Origin of the sequence: Pinibacter aurantiacus (genome assembly GCF_019130065.1) — a bacterium.
In the GTDB taxonomy this organism is placed as follows: domain Bacteria; phylum Bacteroidota; class Bacteroidia; order Chitinophagales; family Chitinophagaceae; genus Pinibacter; species Pinibacter aurantiacus.
The window spans coordinates 57,410-73,479 of the sequence record NZ_JAHSPG010000006.1; the positions used below are offsets into that span (position 1 = coordinate 57,410).

At 41.1% G+C, this 16,070-nt stretch carries 15 protein-coding genes; 9 read left to right on the forward strand and 6 right to left on the reverse strand.

All coding sequences use genetic code 11. The annotated features are described in order from the left end of the window. Positions 1-21: 21 nt before the first annotated feature. Both KTO63_RS09930 and KTO63_RS09935 read right to left on the reverse strand, forming a co-directional pair. The gene (locus KTO63_RS09930; RefSeq protein WP_217791111.1) at positions 22-627 is read right to left on the reverse strand and encodes a hypothetical protein; all 606 of its coding nucleotides are present in this window, start codon (positions 625-627) and stop codon (positions 22-24) included. Between the two features lie 183 nt (positions 628-810). Next, complete coding sequence (locus KTO63_RS09935) at positions 811-1,683, reverse strand: AraC family transcriptional regulator (protein ID WP_217791112.1); 873 nt, start codon at positions 1,681-1,683, stop codon at positions 811-813. Between the two features lie 172 nt (positions 1,684-1,855). Between KTO63_RS09935 and KTO63_RS09940 the strand changes: the two genes are divergently transcribed. The 7 genes from KTO63_RS09940 (at position 1,856) to KTO63_RS09970 (ending at position 11,105) form a co-directional block, all read left to right on the forward strand. Beyond that, entirely contained in the window at positions 1,856-3,244 is a 1,389-nt protein-coding gene (locus tag KTO63_RS09940; RefSeq protein ID WP_217791113.1) for a hypothetical protein, read from the forward strand. Positions 3,245-3,291: 47 nt separating this feature from the next. Beyond that, positions 3,292-4,674 carry a sugar porter family MFS transporter gene (locus KTO63_RS09945; RefSeq protein ID WP_217791114.1) on the forward strand — a complete coding sequence of 461 codons (1,383 nt, stop codon included), beginning with the start codon at positions 3,292-3,294 and terminating at the stop codon, positions 4,672-4,674. Between the two features lie 33 nt (positions 4,675-4,707). Next, a complete protein-coding gene (locus tag KTO63_RS09950) occupies positions 4,708-5,496 on the forward strand; it encodes an SDR family NAD(P)-dependent oxidoreductase (RefSeq protein ID WP_217791115.1) in 789 nt (262 codons plus the stop codon). A gap of 11 nt (positions 5,497-5,507) precedes the next feature. Then, positions 5,508-5,936, forward strand: coding sequence for a hypothetical protein (locus KTO63_RS09955; protein ID WP_217791116.1), 429 nt, complete (start codon positions 5,508-5,510; stop codon positions 5,934-5,936). 11 nt (positions 5,937-5,947) lie between these two features. Then, positions 5,948-6,613, forward strand: coding sequence for an RraA family protein (locus KTO63_RS09960; protein WP_217791117.1), 666 nt, complete (start codon positions 5,948-5,950; stop codon positions 6,611-6,613). A 154-nt stretch (positions 6,614-6,767) separates the two neighbouring features. Then, on the forward strand, positions 6,768-7,826 hold the full coding sequence (locus tag KTO63_RS09965; protein WP_217791118.1) for a mannonate dehydratase: 1,059 nt from the start codon (positions 6,768-6,770) through the stop codon (positions 7,824-7,826). Positions 7,827-7,946: 120 nt separating this feature from the next. Further along, the gene (locus tag KTO63_RS09970; RefSeq protein WP_217791119.1) at positions 7,947-11,105 is read left to right on the forward strand and encodes a GH92 family glycosyl hydrolase; all 3,159 of its coding nucleotides are present in this window, start codon (positions 7,947-7,949) and stop codon (positions 11,103-11,105) included. Between the two features lie 91 nt (positions 11,106-11,196). On the opposite strand, the gene KTO63_RS09975 is transcribed toward KTO63_RS09970, so the two are convergent. From KTO63_RS09975 to KTO63_RS09985, 3 genes are all read right to left on the reverse strand, one after another. Continuing rightward, positions 11,197-11,673, reverse strand: coding sequence for a hypothetical protein (locus KTO63_RS09975; RefSeq protein ID WP_217791120.1), 477 nt, complete (start codon positions 11,671-11,673; stop codon positions 11,197-11,199). After that, complete coding sequence (locus tag KTO63_RS09980; RefSeq protein ID WP_217791121.1) at positions 11,588-11,986, reverse strand: hypothetical protein; 399 nt, start codon at positions 11,984-11,986, stop codon at positions 11,588-11,590. Before KTO63_RS09980 ends, KTO63_RS09975 begins: the two co-directional genes overlap by 86 nt. Positions 11,987-12,323: 337 nt before the next feature. Beyond that, positions 12,324-12,920 carry a hypothetical protein gene (locus KTO63_RS09985; RefSeq protein WP_217791122.1) on the reverse strand — a complete coding sequence of 199 codons (597 nt, stop codon included), beginning with the start codon at positions 12,918-12,920 and terminating at the stop codon, positions 12,324-12,326. Positions 12,921-13,065: 145 nt separating this feature from the next. On the opposite strand from KTO63_RS09985, the gene KTO63_RS09990 reads away from it, so the two are divergent. Further along, positions 13,066-14,367 carry an amylo-alpha-1,6-glucosidase gene (locus KTO63_RS09990; protein ID WP_217791123.1) on the forward strand — a complete coding sequence of 434 codons (1,302 nt, stop codon included), beginning with the start codon at positions 13,066-13,068 and terminating at the stop codon, positions 14,365-14,367. Between the two features lie 221 nt (positions 14,368-14,588). After that, positions 14,589-15,515, forward strand: coding sequence for an SGNH/GDSL hydrolase family protein (locus KTO63_RS09995; protein ID WP_217791124.1), 927 nt, complete (start codon positions 14,589-14,591; stop codon positions 15,513-15,515). Between the two features lie 112 nt (positions 15,516-15,627). Here KTO63_RS09995 and KTO63_RS10000 read toward each other — a convergent pair whose 3' ends face one another. After that, positions 15,628-16,059 carry a hypothetical protein gene (locus KTO63_RS10000; RefSeq protein ID WP_217791125.1) on the reverse strand — a complete coding sequence of 144 codons (432 nt, stop codon included), beginning with the start codon at positions 16,057-16,059 and terminating at the stop codon, positions 15,628-15,630. Positions 16,060-16,070 lie beyond the last annotated feature (11 nt).

Here is a 16,070-nt window from a genome sequence, read left to right on the forward strand (position 1 = left end):
AAAATGGTAGCTCCACGTGTATCAATTCTCCGACTGATGCCAAACAGCTTGTTGCGTACTGGCTTGATAATTTGTTTTTTCGAATTCGACATTATATCGCTTGTGTTTGTCATAAAATGGCAAAAAAACATAAAATGTACCGAAAGAAATTTGCTGATAGTCAGTAATGAGATTCCCGTTTTTTAGAAGTCCAATTCTAAATACTCTATTTCGAAATAGGTTGACCATTATTACGGGAATAACTAAGTATTTGCGCTTGAATACAAAATAACCTTTATCGAATTTTCCAGTGAAGGTCTTCTGTTTTATTATTTGATTTTTGTCCCAATATGTAACCAGTAGTTTATTGGATGCAACAGCTTTGAACTCAAAAAAATTAATACTGTCCTTAGGATTATAACCAAAGTCAAAAATGTTCCCATACAAATCTCCTTTAGCTGAGTCTTTACCAATCTTTGAATAGTTTTTAAAACGTCCGTTTAAGTCTTTTAGATTATCGCGAGTTATTAAAATCCGATTTTCATTGTCGATGGTTTTTGTCAGAGACGCACATGAAAATAGCAGCAGTGCTTGAAGCAAAAATAAAATTGACGGCAAGGTTCTCCTTTTTAATTGTACGGTTTTCATTACTTGGCAATGCTTCGGCCCCTAAGTCACGGACGAAGGGTTTGGGTTTAAAAGTGAACTTACTAATTATTCTGTAAAATCAAAAAAGCAGACTGGCGCACAATCGGCAAACTATTAATTAAAGAGTAACTGAATAACTGAATGGTTGATGATCGTAATTCAAAATCGAAAATGAACATTCAGTTACTCAATAGACATAAGTTCCTTCCTATATTCAGAAGGTGTTTTCGCGGTTATTTTTTTAAAGAAGTCATTGAAATGAGTGAGGTTTCGATAGCCTGAATGATAGCAAACATCGGCTACTGTCAAATCCAAATTTCCCAATAATTTGCAGGCATGCCCTATCCTCAATTCATTTAGAAATCCGGTAAAAGATTTTCCTGTTCGTTTTTTGAAAAAGCCACAGAAAGCCGGCGGCGTCATATTCGCTATTCTTGCAATGGTGGCCAGCTCAATAGATTCTCTAAAATTTTCCAATGCATAGCGGTATACATTGTTCATTCTTTCTGTATCCTTTTCATTGAATGAAAGCCGGAACGCAAAAGAGGAAAGCTGTTCTTGCCTTTTCGTGTTTATCAGGATATTCATTATTTCCAGGAACAGGATTATTTTCGTGATGCCTGTTGCATTCAGGATCTTGTCTAACAGAACCGCTATTTTTTGACTTGCATATGGCGGGAAATTTACCCCTGCTTTTGATTTCTCAATGAGATTTTCCGCTTTCTGTATAAAGGGTTCTTCAAGACCCAGCATCTTCAAATAGTTTGAGGGAAAATAAACAACAATAGCCTTCCCCGTCTGGTTTTCAATTGAATCGCATTCAGAAGGGTCTCCGTACCAAATATGGGGAAGATTGGGCCCCAGTAAAATGAGGTCTCCGGCTGAGTAATTTCTAATGCAGTCGCCAACAATACTTTTCCCGGAACCTTCAACGATATAGTTCAATTCGCATACTTCATGAAAATGAAAAAGAGAATTGAAGTAACTTTTACTGACTTTCTTTACCAGAATAGCCTGCGTATTCAGGGTTCCTACTTCAATTAAATTTGCCTTCATCGCCTTTCATTTTGCAAAAAATGAAGTTACGATATTCGGCATTTATAAAAGAATTTTCCGCTATCTGTTGTATTGTTAGCTGCAATCTGGTTAAAATAGTTTAAGTAACGGTTTATAGACTTGTAGGAATGTTGTTCAATTGAAATTAGTTTTGAACCAATACTCAATCAGCATGAGAAGACGGATTTTTGTAAAAACTACGGGAAGCTATTTCCTGTTATTTCCCCTGGTTAAGCCTTTCACCAATATTGGTTTGAATAAGGCCGGGCAGCATGATGCCGAACTCAAAGCGAAGTGTGTGGCAGCCTTTAACAGGTTTGAAGAAGTTTGGGAGTTTAATGATTTCTGGAGAAGAGGTAACACTTTTGACGCCTGTCTGAATTTTGCAGATGCGCTGCATAAGAGATGGCCCAATGATAATGAAATAAAATCCATACAGCAGAGAGTAAATACGATGCTGGAAAAAGATTTTGCCTATTTCAAAAGCATTGATCCCAGTGGAATGTGGACAGATGATTTTGGATGGTGGGGATTGATGGGCCTTAATGCAAGGCGACATTTATTGCGCACTGGTAATAAGGAATTAGCAGATAAATATTTGCAGCTCTCCACCGATTTGTGCTGGAAGCAGGCAAAAGATCATGCCTATGATTCTTTATCATCAGCCAATCCGGTTCCGCATGGTTTCACAAATGGAGATGCGAAAGGCAATGACAAGGGTGTAAAGAACACTGTGACCAATGTTTTGTTTTTCCTGTTGTCTACCCGTATTTATCGTTTGATGTTTGCAGAAAACATCAGCGACAATGAAAAATATCTTGAAATGGCTTACAGCCAATGGATATGGTTTGACAGTTGGTTTCAACTGGGCAAGTATGAATATCTGAAGAAAACCACGTCGGGTGGCGCATTGGTACAGGAACGGCCAACCGCTTTTTTTGATGGATCTGATTATGCGGCAATCACCCATCCAACCTGGCATAAATGGTGGGTGTGGACAGGAGACCAGGGCATGTTACTTGCCGCTCTTTCTGATCTGCTGGCAATCAAAAACAATCTTGCCACATGGATATCATCGCATAAAAAGGACGCGCACTTCGATATCAATGCCTTTTCGAAGAAGGTGCATCATTACATTTCACTAATAAGCAAAGGCATAAAAACTACGCTGGTTAGTGACAAAGACCACATCATTCGCGAAGCACCTCTTGTAGCAAACATGGGCCCCGAGTTTGGCAGCGATTATCTTGCCGGACGCGGCATCATGATGCGATACCTGGGAACGATTGACGGAGGCATTACAGGAGTTGATTTCAAAAATAATGTTACGGCAACAGCCAACGCAATTTGGCAAACCCGCGATGCCTCCAATAATCAGTTTCAGCCTGAATACACAAGCATTGAAAATGATAAATTGTATATTCAGCAATTCAGGAGTCAATGGGGCCTTGCAGATGATATTTTAAAATGGGATATCGCAAATGCGAATCTCCAGCAAAGGATAGGAGTTTGTCAATCCATAGGACTCGATGCATTGGGCGCAACGATTCGCCTCATGTAGATCTGTCAATATTTTTTATAACGATTTATAACGATTAAAGTGGCCATATGAAATTACATGGAAATGCTTACGTGGTATTAATTTGCCTTACCGCGGGTTTTGGCGGATTTTTATTCGGCTTTGACACAGCGGTAATATCCGGAGCTATAAATTTTCTAAGGAATCAGTTTCACTTGTCTCCCGTCATGGAGGGCTGGCTCATGAGCTCTGCATTGTTGGGTTGCGTTATAGGTGCTGCCATTGCCGGTTACCTGTCCGATAAATATGGCCGCAGAAAAATACTTATAGCATCTGCCTTTTTATTTATAGTGTCGGCCATTGGGTGTGGCATCGCGCAAACGCCTTCTTTTCTTGTTGTAGCGCGGATTATCGGCGGCATAGGCGTTGGTTTTGCAGCAATGGTTGCTCCCATGTTTATCTCCGAATTGTCACCGGCGAGGCTTAGGGGCAGGTTGGTTTCATTTTATCAATTGGCTATAACTCTGGGAATTTTGTGTTCTTATCTTTCCAATGCTTTTCTTTTGCGATATGCAGACAGCCACATAGCTGCAGGCTCACAAAGTTTCATGCATTACTACCTGGTGGCCGAAGTATGGCGCGGCATGCTTGGTTCCAATATGATTCCTGCATTATTCTTTTTCATCTTCCTGCTTTTTGTGCCGGAAAGCCCAAGATGGTTGGTGAAAGAAGGCCATTTAACGGAAGCAGAAAGAGTTCTTGAACGTGTTAATGGCAAAGAAATAGCAGCGTCTGAATTAAATGCCATTGAGGTAAGTATTTCAGAAGAGTCGGGCAGCTTCAGGCAATTGATTGCTCCGGGCATTCGTGTCGCCCTCATCATTGGAATCTCCTTGCCTTTCTTAAGCCAGCTTTCAGGAATTACAACAGTAATGTATTACGCTCCCGCAATTTTTGAGCAGGCAGGAGGACAATCAGGCTCGGCCATGGGAAGCACTGCAATCATAGGTTTCTTCAACATGATATTTACGTTTGTCGCCATCTGGAAAATTGATAAATGGGGGAGAAAGCCAGTGTTGATCTGGGGGTTTGCCGGCCTTGGTCTCGCATTGTTCCTTATTGGCATGGCGTTCATAAAAGGAAATACTGCCGGAAACTTTTTACTGGGTTCATTCATCTACTACATAGCTGTATTTGCCTCCACACTGGGGCCTGGCGTCTGGGTAGTGATCTCTGAAATTTATCCCACAAAAATAAGAGGAAGGGCCATGTCTGTAGCAACACTTTCTTTGTTCCTTGGTTCCACCTTCGTAACACAGTTGTATCCTATGCTGCGAGAATCCATTGGAATAGGGTATGTATTCCTGTTATATGCATTGGTAATGCTGCCGGCTGCTTTTTTTGTAAGAAAACTTGTGCCTGAAACGAAGGGCAGATCATTGGAAGAGATTGAACACTTATGGAAAAATTAAAGCTGGCCAATTAAGAATCTAAATTGATATTCTATGGATAATTCCATCGATCTGAAAAATAAAAACGTGTTGGTTACCGGCGGTAGCCAGGGCATTGGCGCAGCAATATGCCGGGCAATGGCTTCCTGCGGAGCTAATGTAGTTGTCAACTATTTGGATAATAAGCAAACTGCAGAAACATTAGCAACGGAACTTCAATCGCAATACGGTATTAAGGCGCTTATATGCCAGGCTGATATTGCCGATCAAAAGGCCGTTCTACAAATGTTTGAGTTTATAGACAACAACCTTGACAAAATAGACATACTGGTAAACAATGCAGGTTGCGAAACCATTGGACATGCCATTAACCTGAGCTTAGATGAATGGGATTTGATCTTTAATGTAAACCTCAAGGGCGCCTTTATTTGCGCGCAGGAGGCGGGCAAAAGGATGGTGAAACAAAACAGCGGAGTCATTATCAACATATCATCTATTCACGATAAAGTGCCCAGAAAAGGATTGGTCCATTATTGCGCTTCCAAAGCAGCGATGAATATGATGACCAGATGCCTGGCGTTAGAGCTTGCTGAAAACAATATCCGCGTTGTTACCGTTTCACCAGGTGCCATTGAAACCGAAATGAATAAATCGGAAATTGAAAAATTCGGTAGAGAAAAATTCAATAAATGGATACCAATGGGAAGGATTGGTATTGCTGAGGATGTGGCGTGGACATGCGCATTTCTTGCCAGCAATAAAGCTGCTTACTATACTGCAACTGAAATATATATTGATGGAGGCTACAAGGAAAATACAATTCCTTACGATCCCCGTCCTTAAATATAAAAAAGATGAACCCAGCATTAATTGAAATTTATTCCCATGCCGGAGAAGGGTATAACCCGTTTTTTATAAAAGATAACTGGCAGGTGGCGCAACTGAACTACATGCCCGCGCAAGATATTTTTGGTATTGAAAAAATGGATAAACACGAACAAACGGATGAAGTGTTTGTCCTTCTGAAAGGCACAGCTGTACTCATTGCTGCAGAGGAGCATTCAACGGGTTTCGCATTTCAATGTATTCATATGAAGCCGGGCATTACATACAACATTCCTGTAAATGTGTGGCACAATATCGCAATGGAAAAAGATGCTGAAATGATTATCGTGGAAAAAAGCAATACCCACCTTGGCGACTGTGTGTACAAGGCATTAACTCAGCACGAAAAATCTGAATTGAACAAGCAAATACGTGACACTTTAAATCAAAGCAAATAAAAAATATTTCTATGAAATCCTGGGCAAACGATACAGAGCTTTTTGAACTCTTTAAAAAAGAGTTGTACACCCCGGTTGTTGGGGACATATTAGATGGGTTCGGGTGCTATCACCAGTTTCTTCCTTACTCCATTCAGCCAATACATACTTCTGACGTAGTAGTAGGAAGAGCCATGCCGGTATTAATGATTGATGTGTATGGACCGCAAAAAAAACCGTTTGGCTTATTAACAGAAGCGCTCGATCAATTGCAGAGTGGTGAAGTATACCTGGCCAGTGGCGGCGAAATGCGCTGTGCTTATTGGGGTGAGTTGCTTACGGCAACGGCAAGAACAAGAGGTGCCGTAGGTGCCGTAATCAATGGATTCCACAGAGATACCCATCAAGTTGTTGCACAAAACTGGCCGGTGTTCAGCCGGGGACGGTATGGACAGGATTCTTGTGTACGCACGCAGGTGGCGGACTTTCGTTGTGACATACAAGTGGGTGATGTTTGGATAAAACCCGGAGATTTGATTTTCGGAGATCTGGATGGGGTTTTGGTTATTCCAAAAAAATATGAAGAAGAAGTAATCATTAAAGCGCTTGAAAAAGCCAGGGGAGAAAAAGTAGTTCGCAGAGAAATTGAAAACGGCATGAGTAGTACGGATGCGTTTAAGAAATATGGAATACTGTAATCGTGCGAATCAAAGTGCTGCCAATTAATAATTAATAATTAATAATTAATTGGCAGCACTATCAAATGAAGAGAAGTCAAAATTTTAGAGTGGCAGGATATTAATTATTAATTATTAATTATTAATTAGCTGTTCGCATAAATCGAAAAACATTATGAAGTTAGGATTAGGACTTTATCGCCATATGCTCAACAGGCAGCATTATGATTTTGCCAGGCAATGTGGTTGCACACATCTTGTAGTGCACCTGGTAGATTATTTCAACAAGGGAAAACAGGAAAATAAAAACGATCAACCCATTGGAGACAACTCCGGATGGGGATTTGCGGGAGACCCCGAAAAAATATGGACGGTTGAAGAATTGCTACAATTGAAGAAAGAAATTAATGAAGCCGGATTGGAATTAGAAGCCATTGAAAACTTCGATCCTGCTCACTGGCACGATATATTATTGGATGGGCCTCAAAAGAAAGTGCAGATTGAAAAACTGAAACAGATCATTCGCAATGTTGGCGCAGCGGGAATTCCTGTATTTGGATACAACTTCAGTCTCGCAGGAGTAAGCAGTCGCATTACCGGAAATTTTGCACGCGGCGGGGCTCGCTCCGTTGGCATGGATGGCGTCGATGAAAGACCTATTCAAAATGGTATGGTTTGGAATATGGTGTACGATAAAAATGCGTCGACTGGTTCCATTCCAGAAATTACGCACGAGCAATTATGGGAAAGGCTTACATGGTTTTTAAATGAATTAATTCCTGTTGCCGAAGAAGCAGGCGTGAAACTAGCAGCACACCCCGATGATCCGCCCATGCCGTACATAAGAAAAACACCGCGGCTGGTTTATCAACCGCAGTTGTACCAGAAATTGCTGGACATTAAACCCAGCAAGAGCAATATGCTGGAGTTCTGTCTTGGCTCCATTGCCGAAATGACTGAAGGAGATGTTTACCAGGCAACTGAGCAGTACGCATCAAATGTTGCTTACGTACATTTCAGAAATGTGAGGGGCAAAGTGCCACATTACAAAGAAGTGTTTGTTGACGAAGGAGATATTGACATGGTGCAGATCATTCGCATTTTGAAACGAAAAGGCTTCGATGGCGTGCTTATTCCAGACCACACTCCTCAAATGAGTTGTGAAGCTCCGTGGTATGCAGGCATGGCTTATACATTGGGTTATATGAAAGCTTTGATGCAAACCATTGAATGATCCGTGAGTGGCAAAAAAGCAGCAATACAGGTCAAATTAACTGTTGTTTAATATTGATCTATTTTAGACTTTGCAATTGCATCACGATAGTCTTGGCAGTAAAAAATTTTAGGCAACAATATGAGAATAGTCGTCTTCTTTGTAATTCTATGTATGAGTCTCCGGTCCATTGCACAGGAGAATATTGTGTGGCAAATCGGGAAGATAGATAAGACCGGAAAAGAGTTTGCACTTTATCAAAAACGATACAAAGATTTCGTGGCCAGGTTTGGTGGCGAAAATGCTGTTTACAACGTAGGGTTTTCAAGCGAGTCGACAGATTGGCCGTATGTACTGCCGGGGCCATTGGATAACTGGGGAGGCGGAGGTTACTGGGCTGGCTTTTACCCAAGGCATTTTCCAAGAATATTTTTTCAATTACCTCAAAAGCCAGTTGATGGAAAGTTCAGGTTTGTTGTTGGCGTTGCTGATGCTAATAACAAGAATGCACCGGCTATTCAAATTGATATAAATGGCCATCGTACCACGCAACAGCTTGATGGTGGAACAGGTGCTTCATTAACTGATGCTGCAGCAACCGGCAAAGCACAACTTGTTGAAGTAGATGTGCCGGCAAGCTGGCTAAAGAAAGGAGTAAATATTATTCAGTTGGGAAGTGTATCCGGCTCGTGGTTGGTATTTGACTATATGCAATTACGATCCGACAAACTGCTCAAAATCGCTCCTTCATACAGCTCGCTGATTGCTTCCGCGCAACCAGCTCCCTTTGAATACAGCGCTTCGAATAAGCGTATTCAACCATTGCTCGTGGATGTTTATCAATTGAATTCAGGAGGTGAATTAAACATTGAGATAGAAGGGTTGAAACCTGTTATTAAAAAAATCGAAAGTGGCCACAGCGTTCTCGAAATAGATATGCCGGCAATTCCTTCTTCCGGGAAAAAAATAAACAGCCATGTGATGATAAGGTCAGGCAATGACATAGTTTATGATGGACAAATTACGCGGTCACTGCAGCCTTTGCACCAGTACGCTGATTACGTTGATCTGTTACTCGGCACAGGTAATTCCAGGTGGATGTTTAAGCCCGGGCCCTCATTGCCGCTAAGCATGGTACAGATTGCGCCCGACAACCAGGATCAAACGTGGAAGGCCGGTTATGAATATACTGTTGACAATATTATGGGTTTTAGTCATTTCTCCGACTGGACGATGTGCGGCTTGTTAATGATGCCCACCACCGGAAAGCTGCAGGTAAACCCAGGCAGAGAAGATCATCCTGATGAGGGCTATCGTTCACGCATCGACAAAAAAACAGAGAATGCAAAAGTCGGCAGGTATAGTGTGTACATGACCGATACCCACATCAAGGCGGAAATTTCAGCTTCGAGAAGGGCTTCCATCCAGCGGTACACATTTCCATCAAGCGACAGTGCCCGCATTTTGGTTGACATGTTTACGCCGAACGAGTATCCACACAACCTGGTAGATACCAAGATCACGAAGGTTAGCAATACAGAGATAGAAGGCTATGCAACGTACTACAACGCATTCACCGGATATACACTAGAACAATCATACACCGTTTATTTTGTTATCCAGGTGAGTAAGCCTTTCGCGTCGATGGGAGGGTGGGTTAACAGCAAAGTCGCGCCGGTAAAGGGATATATTCCGGAATGGAAAATGAATCACGAGTTTGATTCATCACCGGAAATATTTGAGAATGTTCATGAAATTAATGGTAAAGGAGATGCAGGCATTTTTCTGAATTATAAAACAAGGAAGGGTGAGCAAATTGTTGTCCGCACGGGTGTTTCACTTGTAGATGTGAAAGGCGCAAGAAACAATCTCGAAACTGAAATTACAAAACCTTTTAATTTTGATTTTGATGGAGTGGTTCAGATGCAGCAGGAAGAGTGGAACGAATACCTTGGCAGGGTTCAAATACAAACGGACGATTATCTTCAGAAAGTAAAGTTTTATACAAATTTTTATCGTGCACTTGCCGCGAAAGCCATATGGAGCGATGCTGACGGACGATTCAGAGATGAAAACGAAGCGATACAGAAACTTTCCGGAAAAGATGATTGCATTGTTAGCGGTGAATACTGGAACACATTCTGGGACAATCAGCAACTCTTCAATTTAACAGCGCCGGAAATCTCTTCAAAGTGGGCAAGATCGGCTATCGCTTTATATAAAAATTCAGGATGGTTCAATACGGATCCCGCTGGAGTTGAACACACAGGCGTTATGGTCGCGATGCACGTGGCATCGCAAATTCAGGGGGCATGGCAAAGTGGAATACACGACTTTGATTTGCCATTGGCTTATGAAGGATTGAAAAAAATGATGACTGCGCCGCCGCAAAATTTTGCCGGTGGCGGTACGGTTGGAGTGGAGGACATTGTTCCGTATCAACGCTATGGTTATGTGCCGCAGGGAATGGGCGCTTCGTCCAACACTATGGAGTATGCATATGATGATTATTGTTTGGCACAAATGGCGCTTACACTGGGGAAACGGGACGATTATTTATTCTTTCAAAAACGTTCACAAAGTTGGAAAAATTTAATGGATACCACTACCGGATTTATCCGTCCTAAAAATGATAAAGGCGAATGGGTTACTCCATTTGATCCCTACCACACACCGGGATTTGTAGAAGGCAATGCTTTCAACTATAGCTGGTTTGTGCCGCAAGATCCTGAGGGACTAATTGCTGCTGTGGGTAAAGAACGATTTGCATCGAGGCTTGACAGTGCAATGTTTAAATCATCATTTGCAAACTTTAATGCACAGGGCGACGACTTTGCAAACTATCCCATCAATCACGGAAATGAGCCCAGCATGGAGGTCGCGTACCTGTTCAACTGGGCCGGCAAGCCGCAACTAACCCAGAAATGGGCAAGGGCCATACAGGAACAATACTATGGCACAACGCCGTATGACGGGTATCCCGGCGATGAAGACTTAGGACAAATGAGCAGCTGGTTTGTAATGAGTGCTATTGGATTATTTCAAATGGATGGCGGTTGTTCCCAACAACCAATTTATGAATTAGGAAGTCCGAGATATCCAAAAATTACCATCGATCTTGGTGGCAGGTATGGTCGTGGAAAGCAGTTCATAATAGAAGCAAAAGGTGCGTCCAAAGAAAATAAATACATAACGTCTGCTTTGCTGAATGGAAAACCTTTGAATGATTTCAAGATACTTCAGCAGGATGTACTGAAAGGGGGCAAACTGGAATTATCTATGCAGTCTGACCAACCATAGAGGAACCCTGATTTTGAATAGTAAACTGATCTCTATCGACGCGAATTTATTGCGTTGGTAGTGATCAGTTTTGTATACCTCACAATCTACATTAATAGTAATATTTCGGTGACCCTTTACAGTCGTATTCGATTGTCATTCTATGGAAAACAAATGAAACGCCCCAAAACTGTTCGAGGTCCATACTGGATTCCGGCGTTACATCTATCGCCGTAGGTAACATATAAGAATTGTAAGTGTAGGCATTTGCGAAATAGCCTTTGGTGAAATTGTTGGTATTGAAATTCATGTTAACAAACATCCAGACCTTGTTAGTTCGCATAAGATTTATTCCATTGTCGTAAGCCTCATACATATTGGAGTTGCCGTTGGCATCATACACAATGTCCTGAACATAGGTCGGCTTAAGAGATGTTATTTTTATGGCCCTTCCATAGCTGTCGTAGTCAATAATTCTGCAGAGAATAAATGCGCCGGCAGCGTTATAAGGTGGCCGCTGATCTGTGATATATACGCCACTTAACTTGTGTAGGGGATAAGTAATGAAAAGTCTCCCATTGAAAAACATTTTTTAATCCCGGAGAATTGTGTATCCAATCGGTAACCCTTCCCTGGTTGTCGTACCGGAAATGTTGATCGTAACTCCATGTTTGCCTGGCTGTATCAGGGTAGGTGCCGAGGACATCTTTAGGTTGACCGTTTTTGTTGTAATAAACAGTAAATTCATTGTAAGTGTCTCTCATCCACACCTTGAATTTTTTTATGTCGCAGTATTGAAAATCCTGCCCAGGATTTTTATGTATCTCGCTGATGATTTTTTTGCAACCCGCAAAATTGAATGTGATAGTTATTGCAAGCAATGTTAGTGATAATTTTTTCATAAATAGCCCGGTATTAAGTTTGAAAAAATGAAATTATTTACCAGCCTTTTTTCGGTAGGGGCGGCATAGCGAAGCGGGAGAGATATATAGAATACGGGAAAGAAAGAGATGTTGAAAAGCTTTTACGAATCTACCAATAGAAGTTATTTTATAAAATGACTCTCGTCAATGAAAGGCTTGATGGTGGTCAATTTAACGTAGATGACTGTTCACCCATATTTGAATTGAGTGCCAAGAATAAAACGATTTTATGAAAGAGAGTATGGGAAGAAAAAGGATTTGAAATCCACGAAAGGGGACAGTTTCTGTGTTGAGTTTAATCTATAATTTTCAACTATTATTTCCAGATGTTGAAATTGATCCTGAATTTTTTCTCTTGCAATAGTTTTCTCCAGTCAGTAAACAGGAAAAGGCAAATTAGAACTACTCCGATTAATGTTCCCACTAAAACCTTCCATGTCAAAAGTCCATGAAGAATGTCATTGAAATTATTTGCGACATAATCACCGGTAAAAACCATAACGGCATCGCTAATAAATTTGCCAACAATGAACGCGGGAATCAGATAGGAAGTTTTAATTCCGGAACTTCCCGCCACTGTAAACAATGGTGTAGAAGGCAGTGGCATGAGTGTATAAAGCAATACAAAGAGTTGAACCTTCCAGCTATTGTTGGCGAGTTTGCCGCCGATAAATCGCAGGTCTTCGTTTTTTTGAGGTTTGATAAAACGTTGCGATAGTAAATATACATAGGTGCTATATAAATACCTGCCTGCTGCAGAACCGGCAACGCCGGCAATAAGAACGAGCCAGATATTTAAATCAAATCTTACCTGGAAAAAAACCATTACCATCCATGCCGGAGGGCCTATGAAAGGCACCATATCCACAACAAGAGATGAAAGAAAAACAAAAAAATAGTGTAGAATGTTCATAGCTTAACCTCCTGTGTGTATTTCTGATTTAGCATTGCAACGGACTTACAAATTAACTCAAATTGTATGCGATAAGGTGCAATTTGTGAGTCGACCACTATGTTAACAATTTAGGTATTTTCGTGCAACTTAAACATGACGTAACATGCGAACAAAGTTGCTTTTTGTATATTTTTTTATATTGAGTTTCTCTACAACTCTTTTTTCGCAAAATAAGAAAGAGCTTGCCGGAAAAATATTGTCCGACAAAAAAATGGACACTGTATATGCGATGGCTGAAAAGCTGTTGGCTAAAGGGTTTAACGCTGGTGACGGCTATCCGCAGGTGTGGATCCGGGATATGAACACTTTCATAGAAACATCTTGTAAGGTGTACAACACAGACAGCATCCGAAAGAATCTTCTAACGTTTTATAAATTACAGCAGCCAGACGGAGAAATTGTTGACGGGTATGTTTTGAAAGGGCATGTTACCTGGAACGATCCTAACATTTATACAAATGACCTCGATCCCCTGCACGTTGGGTTTATAAACACCGTTGAAACGGATCAGGAGACTTCGCTCATCCAGGCAATTGGAAAATACATTCGCGTTACCGGTGATGCTTCCATTTTAAATGAAAAGATTGGCGATAAAACGGTGCTTGAAAGAATGGCTTTTTCCATTGATTATTTGTTAAAAAACAGGTATTCTGAAAAGTACAAATTATTGACCGGCGCAACTACACAAGACTGGGGTGATGTGCAAATTGAAGGTGGTGCCGTCGTTGATGTGGATGCGAATACGCACTGGGCGATTGACGTGTATGACAATTCGATGTTTGTTATTGCGTTGAATAACATGATCGCCTTTAGTAAAGTTGCTGCGGACAAACAGAAGTGGACAAATCTGAAGGAATTGACTTCAACTAACATCCGCAAATACTTGTGGGACGAAAAGAATCATAAGTTCATTCCGCATATTTATGTGAATGGCTCTCCCTTTCCGGCTGACTTTGATGAAAACAAAATACACTATCATGGCGGAACTGCTGTAGCAATTGAAGCCGGTCTTTTGTCGAAACAAGAGATAGCTTTGGTTAATAAACAGATGTTAAAGAATGTTGAGTTGTCAGGTGCGCCGTCCATCGGTCTTACGGTTTATCCTCCATATCCCGAAGGGATTTATAAAAACTCAACTACTTCCAAGCCTTATGTATACCAGAACGGAGGCGATTGGCACTGGTTTGGTGGCAGAATGATCCAGCAATTAGCCGCCAATGGATTTACGCAGGAAGCATACGATGAATTACAGCCGATGTTGAATATTGTACTTAAACACAACAAGTTTTATGAGTGGTATGGTGTACATGGGGAACCAAGTGGTAGCGGTGACTTCAAAGGCAGCGCAGGGGTACTTGCAAAAGCCATTGCAATGCTTCGCGATTGGGCACAGAAAAATAAATAAGCGACAAGTGTTCCGATAAATCCTTTCCTTCTTTACGTAGTTAAAGGCCGTCTCATATTCTATTTGAGGCGGCCTTTAAATTAACAGTAGTTCACGAACGATCAATTAACTACTATCCTATCCAATAGCTAATAAAGTGGAGTAAAAAGAATATCTCCGCCAATTGGGTTTGGTGTGTAGTGCCTACCTTACGATATAAAAAACAGGGTTAAATTACGCCTATGCAACGTTTATATTTAATGGTAATCATTTTCCTGAGCATACAAATAAAGAGTTTTGCTCAACCTTATTCTATTCCTGCTAATACTAAAAAGATCGTTGTTATTGGCAACAGCATTACGTATGCCGGTTATTACGTATCGTGCATAGACGCGTACTTACGCCTGCAATATCCCGAAAGAAATTTTGAAGTGATTAACGTGGGCCTGCCCAGCGAAACAGTTTCAGGATTATCAGAACCCGGTCACGCGGGTGGTCAATTTCCCCGGCCTGATTTGCATGAACGCCTGAAACGCATTTTAGAAAAACTAAAACCCGATCTGGTATTTGCCTGTTACGGCATGAACGATGGTATTTACATGCCTTTTGATGACAACCGTTTTCAAAAATTCAAAGAAGGAATGAACTGGCTGCATAAAGAGGTAGTTCAAACAGGAGCAACCATTATACACATAACGCCTCCCATTTATGATGAGCAAAAAGGAAAGGCATACGCCAATGTGCTTGATATCTATGCAGATTGGCTGATCAGCCAACGCTATACAAATAACTGGAGCGTGATCGACATCCACTGGCCAATGAAAAAGTATTTGGAAGATCACCGCCTTAAAGATTCAACATTCAGGTTCGCGGAAGATGGCATACATCCCAACAATAACGGACATTTTATTATGGCAAAACAGATTCTGCTAAGCCTGGGCGAAACAAAATTTGCTGCTGCTAGCAACATGCATGATGTTTTGTCAGGCTATAAAAACGGCGATTCCGTTTTTCATTTAATAGAGAAAAAACAAGCCATTAGTAAAGATGCGTATTTAACTTTTATTGGGCACAAAAGACCCGGGATGAATGCAGGGCTTCCTTTACCAGAAGCTGAAAAGCAATGCGCAGAAATTGATAAGCAAATCTTAATGATCACCAAACCCTAACCAGGGGATCTCTGTACTAACTGAATTGAGCTTAATTTTTGGCCACCTAATTAAAAAGTCCGTTGAGTAAACTGCAACGGACTTTTTCTTTGATAAATCAGGTTATGCGTGCTTAGCGCCCAGATTCTTTTTTTAATTTTTCTGGTATCCAGTTCTGTTGCTGCATTGAATTGGGCATAGGCTCAATCATTGCGTTGTAATCCATTTTTGGAGAATTCATTTTATAACAAATGCTGTTGCTGGGAACAACGCAGGGCATTCCGTCAATAGGTAATTTATATACATCGAAATAATTGTTGCGGGTTACCAGCATTCCTTTTTGAGATTGGAGGGCAAGTAGTTTTTTTGCAAGAGGTCCTGGTGCAGCTATTTTTTCTGTGGCATTATTATCCTTAATCTGCACCGAGCCAAGTTTAGGTAAATAATTCTGTACGTTAAAGTCGCTTAATTGCGGTGTTTGCATTTTTAATGTCTGTCCGTAAATGTTCGTAAAGGTCAAGATATTGGCCAGTGCTATAACAATAAAAGGAAGTAGTTTTTTCATAATGGTTAACA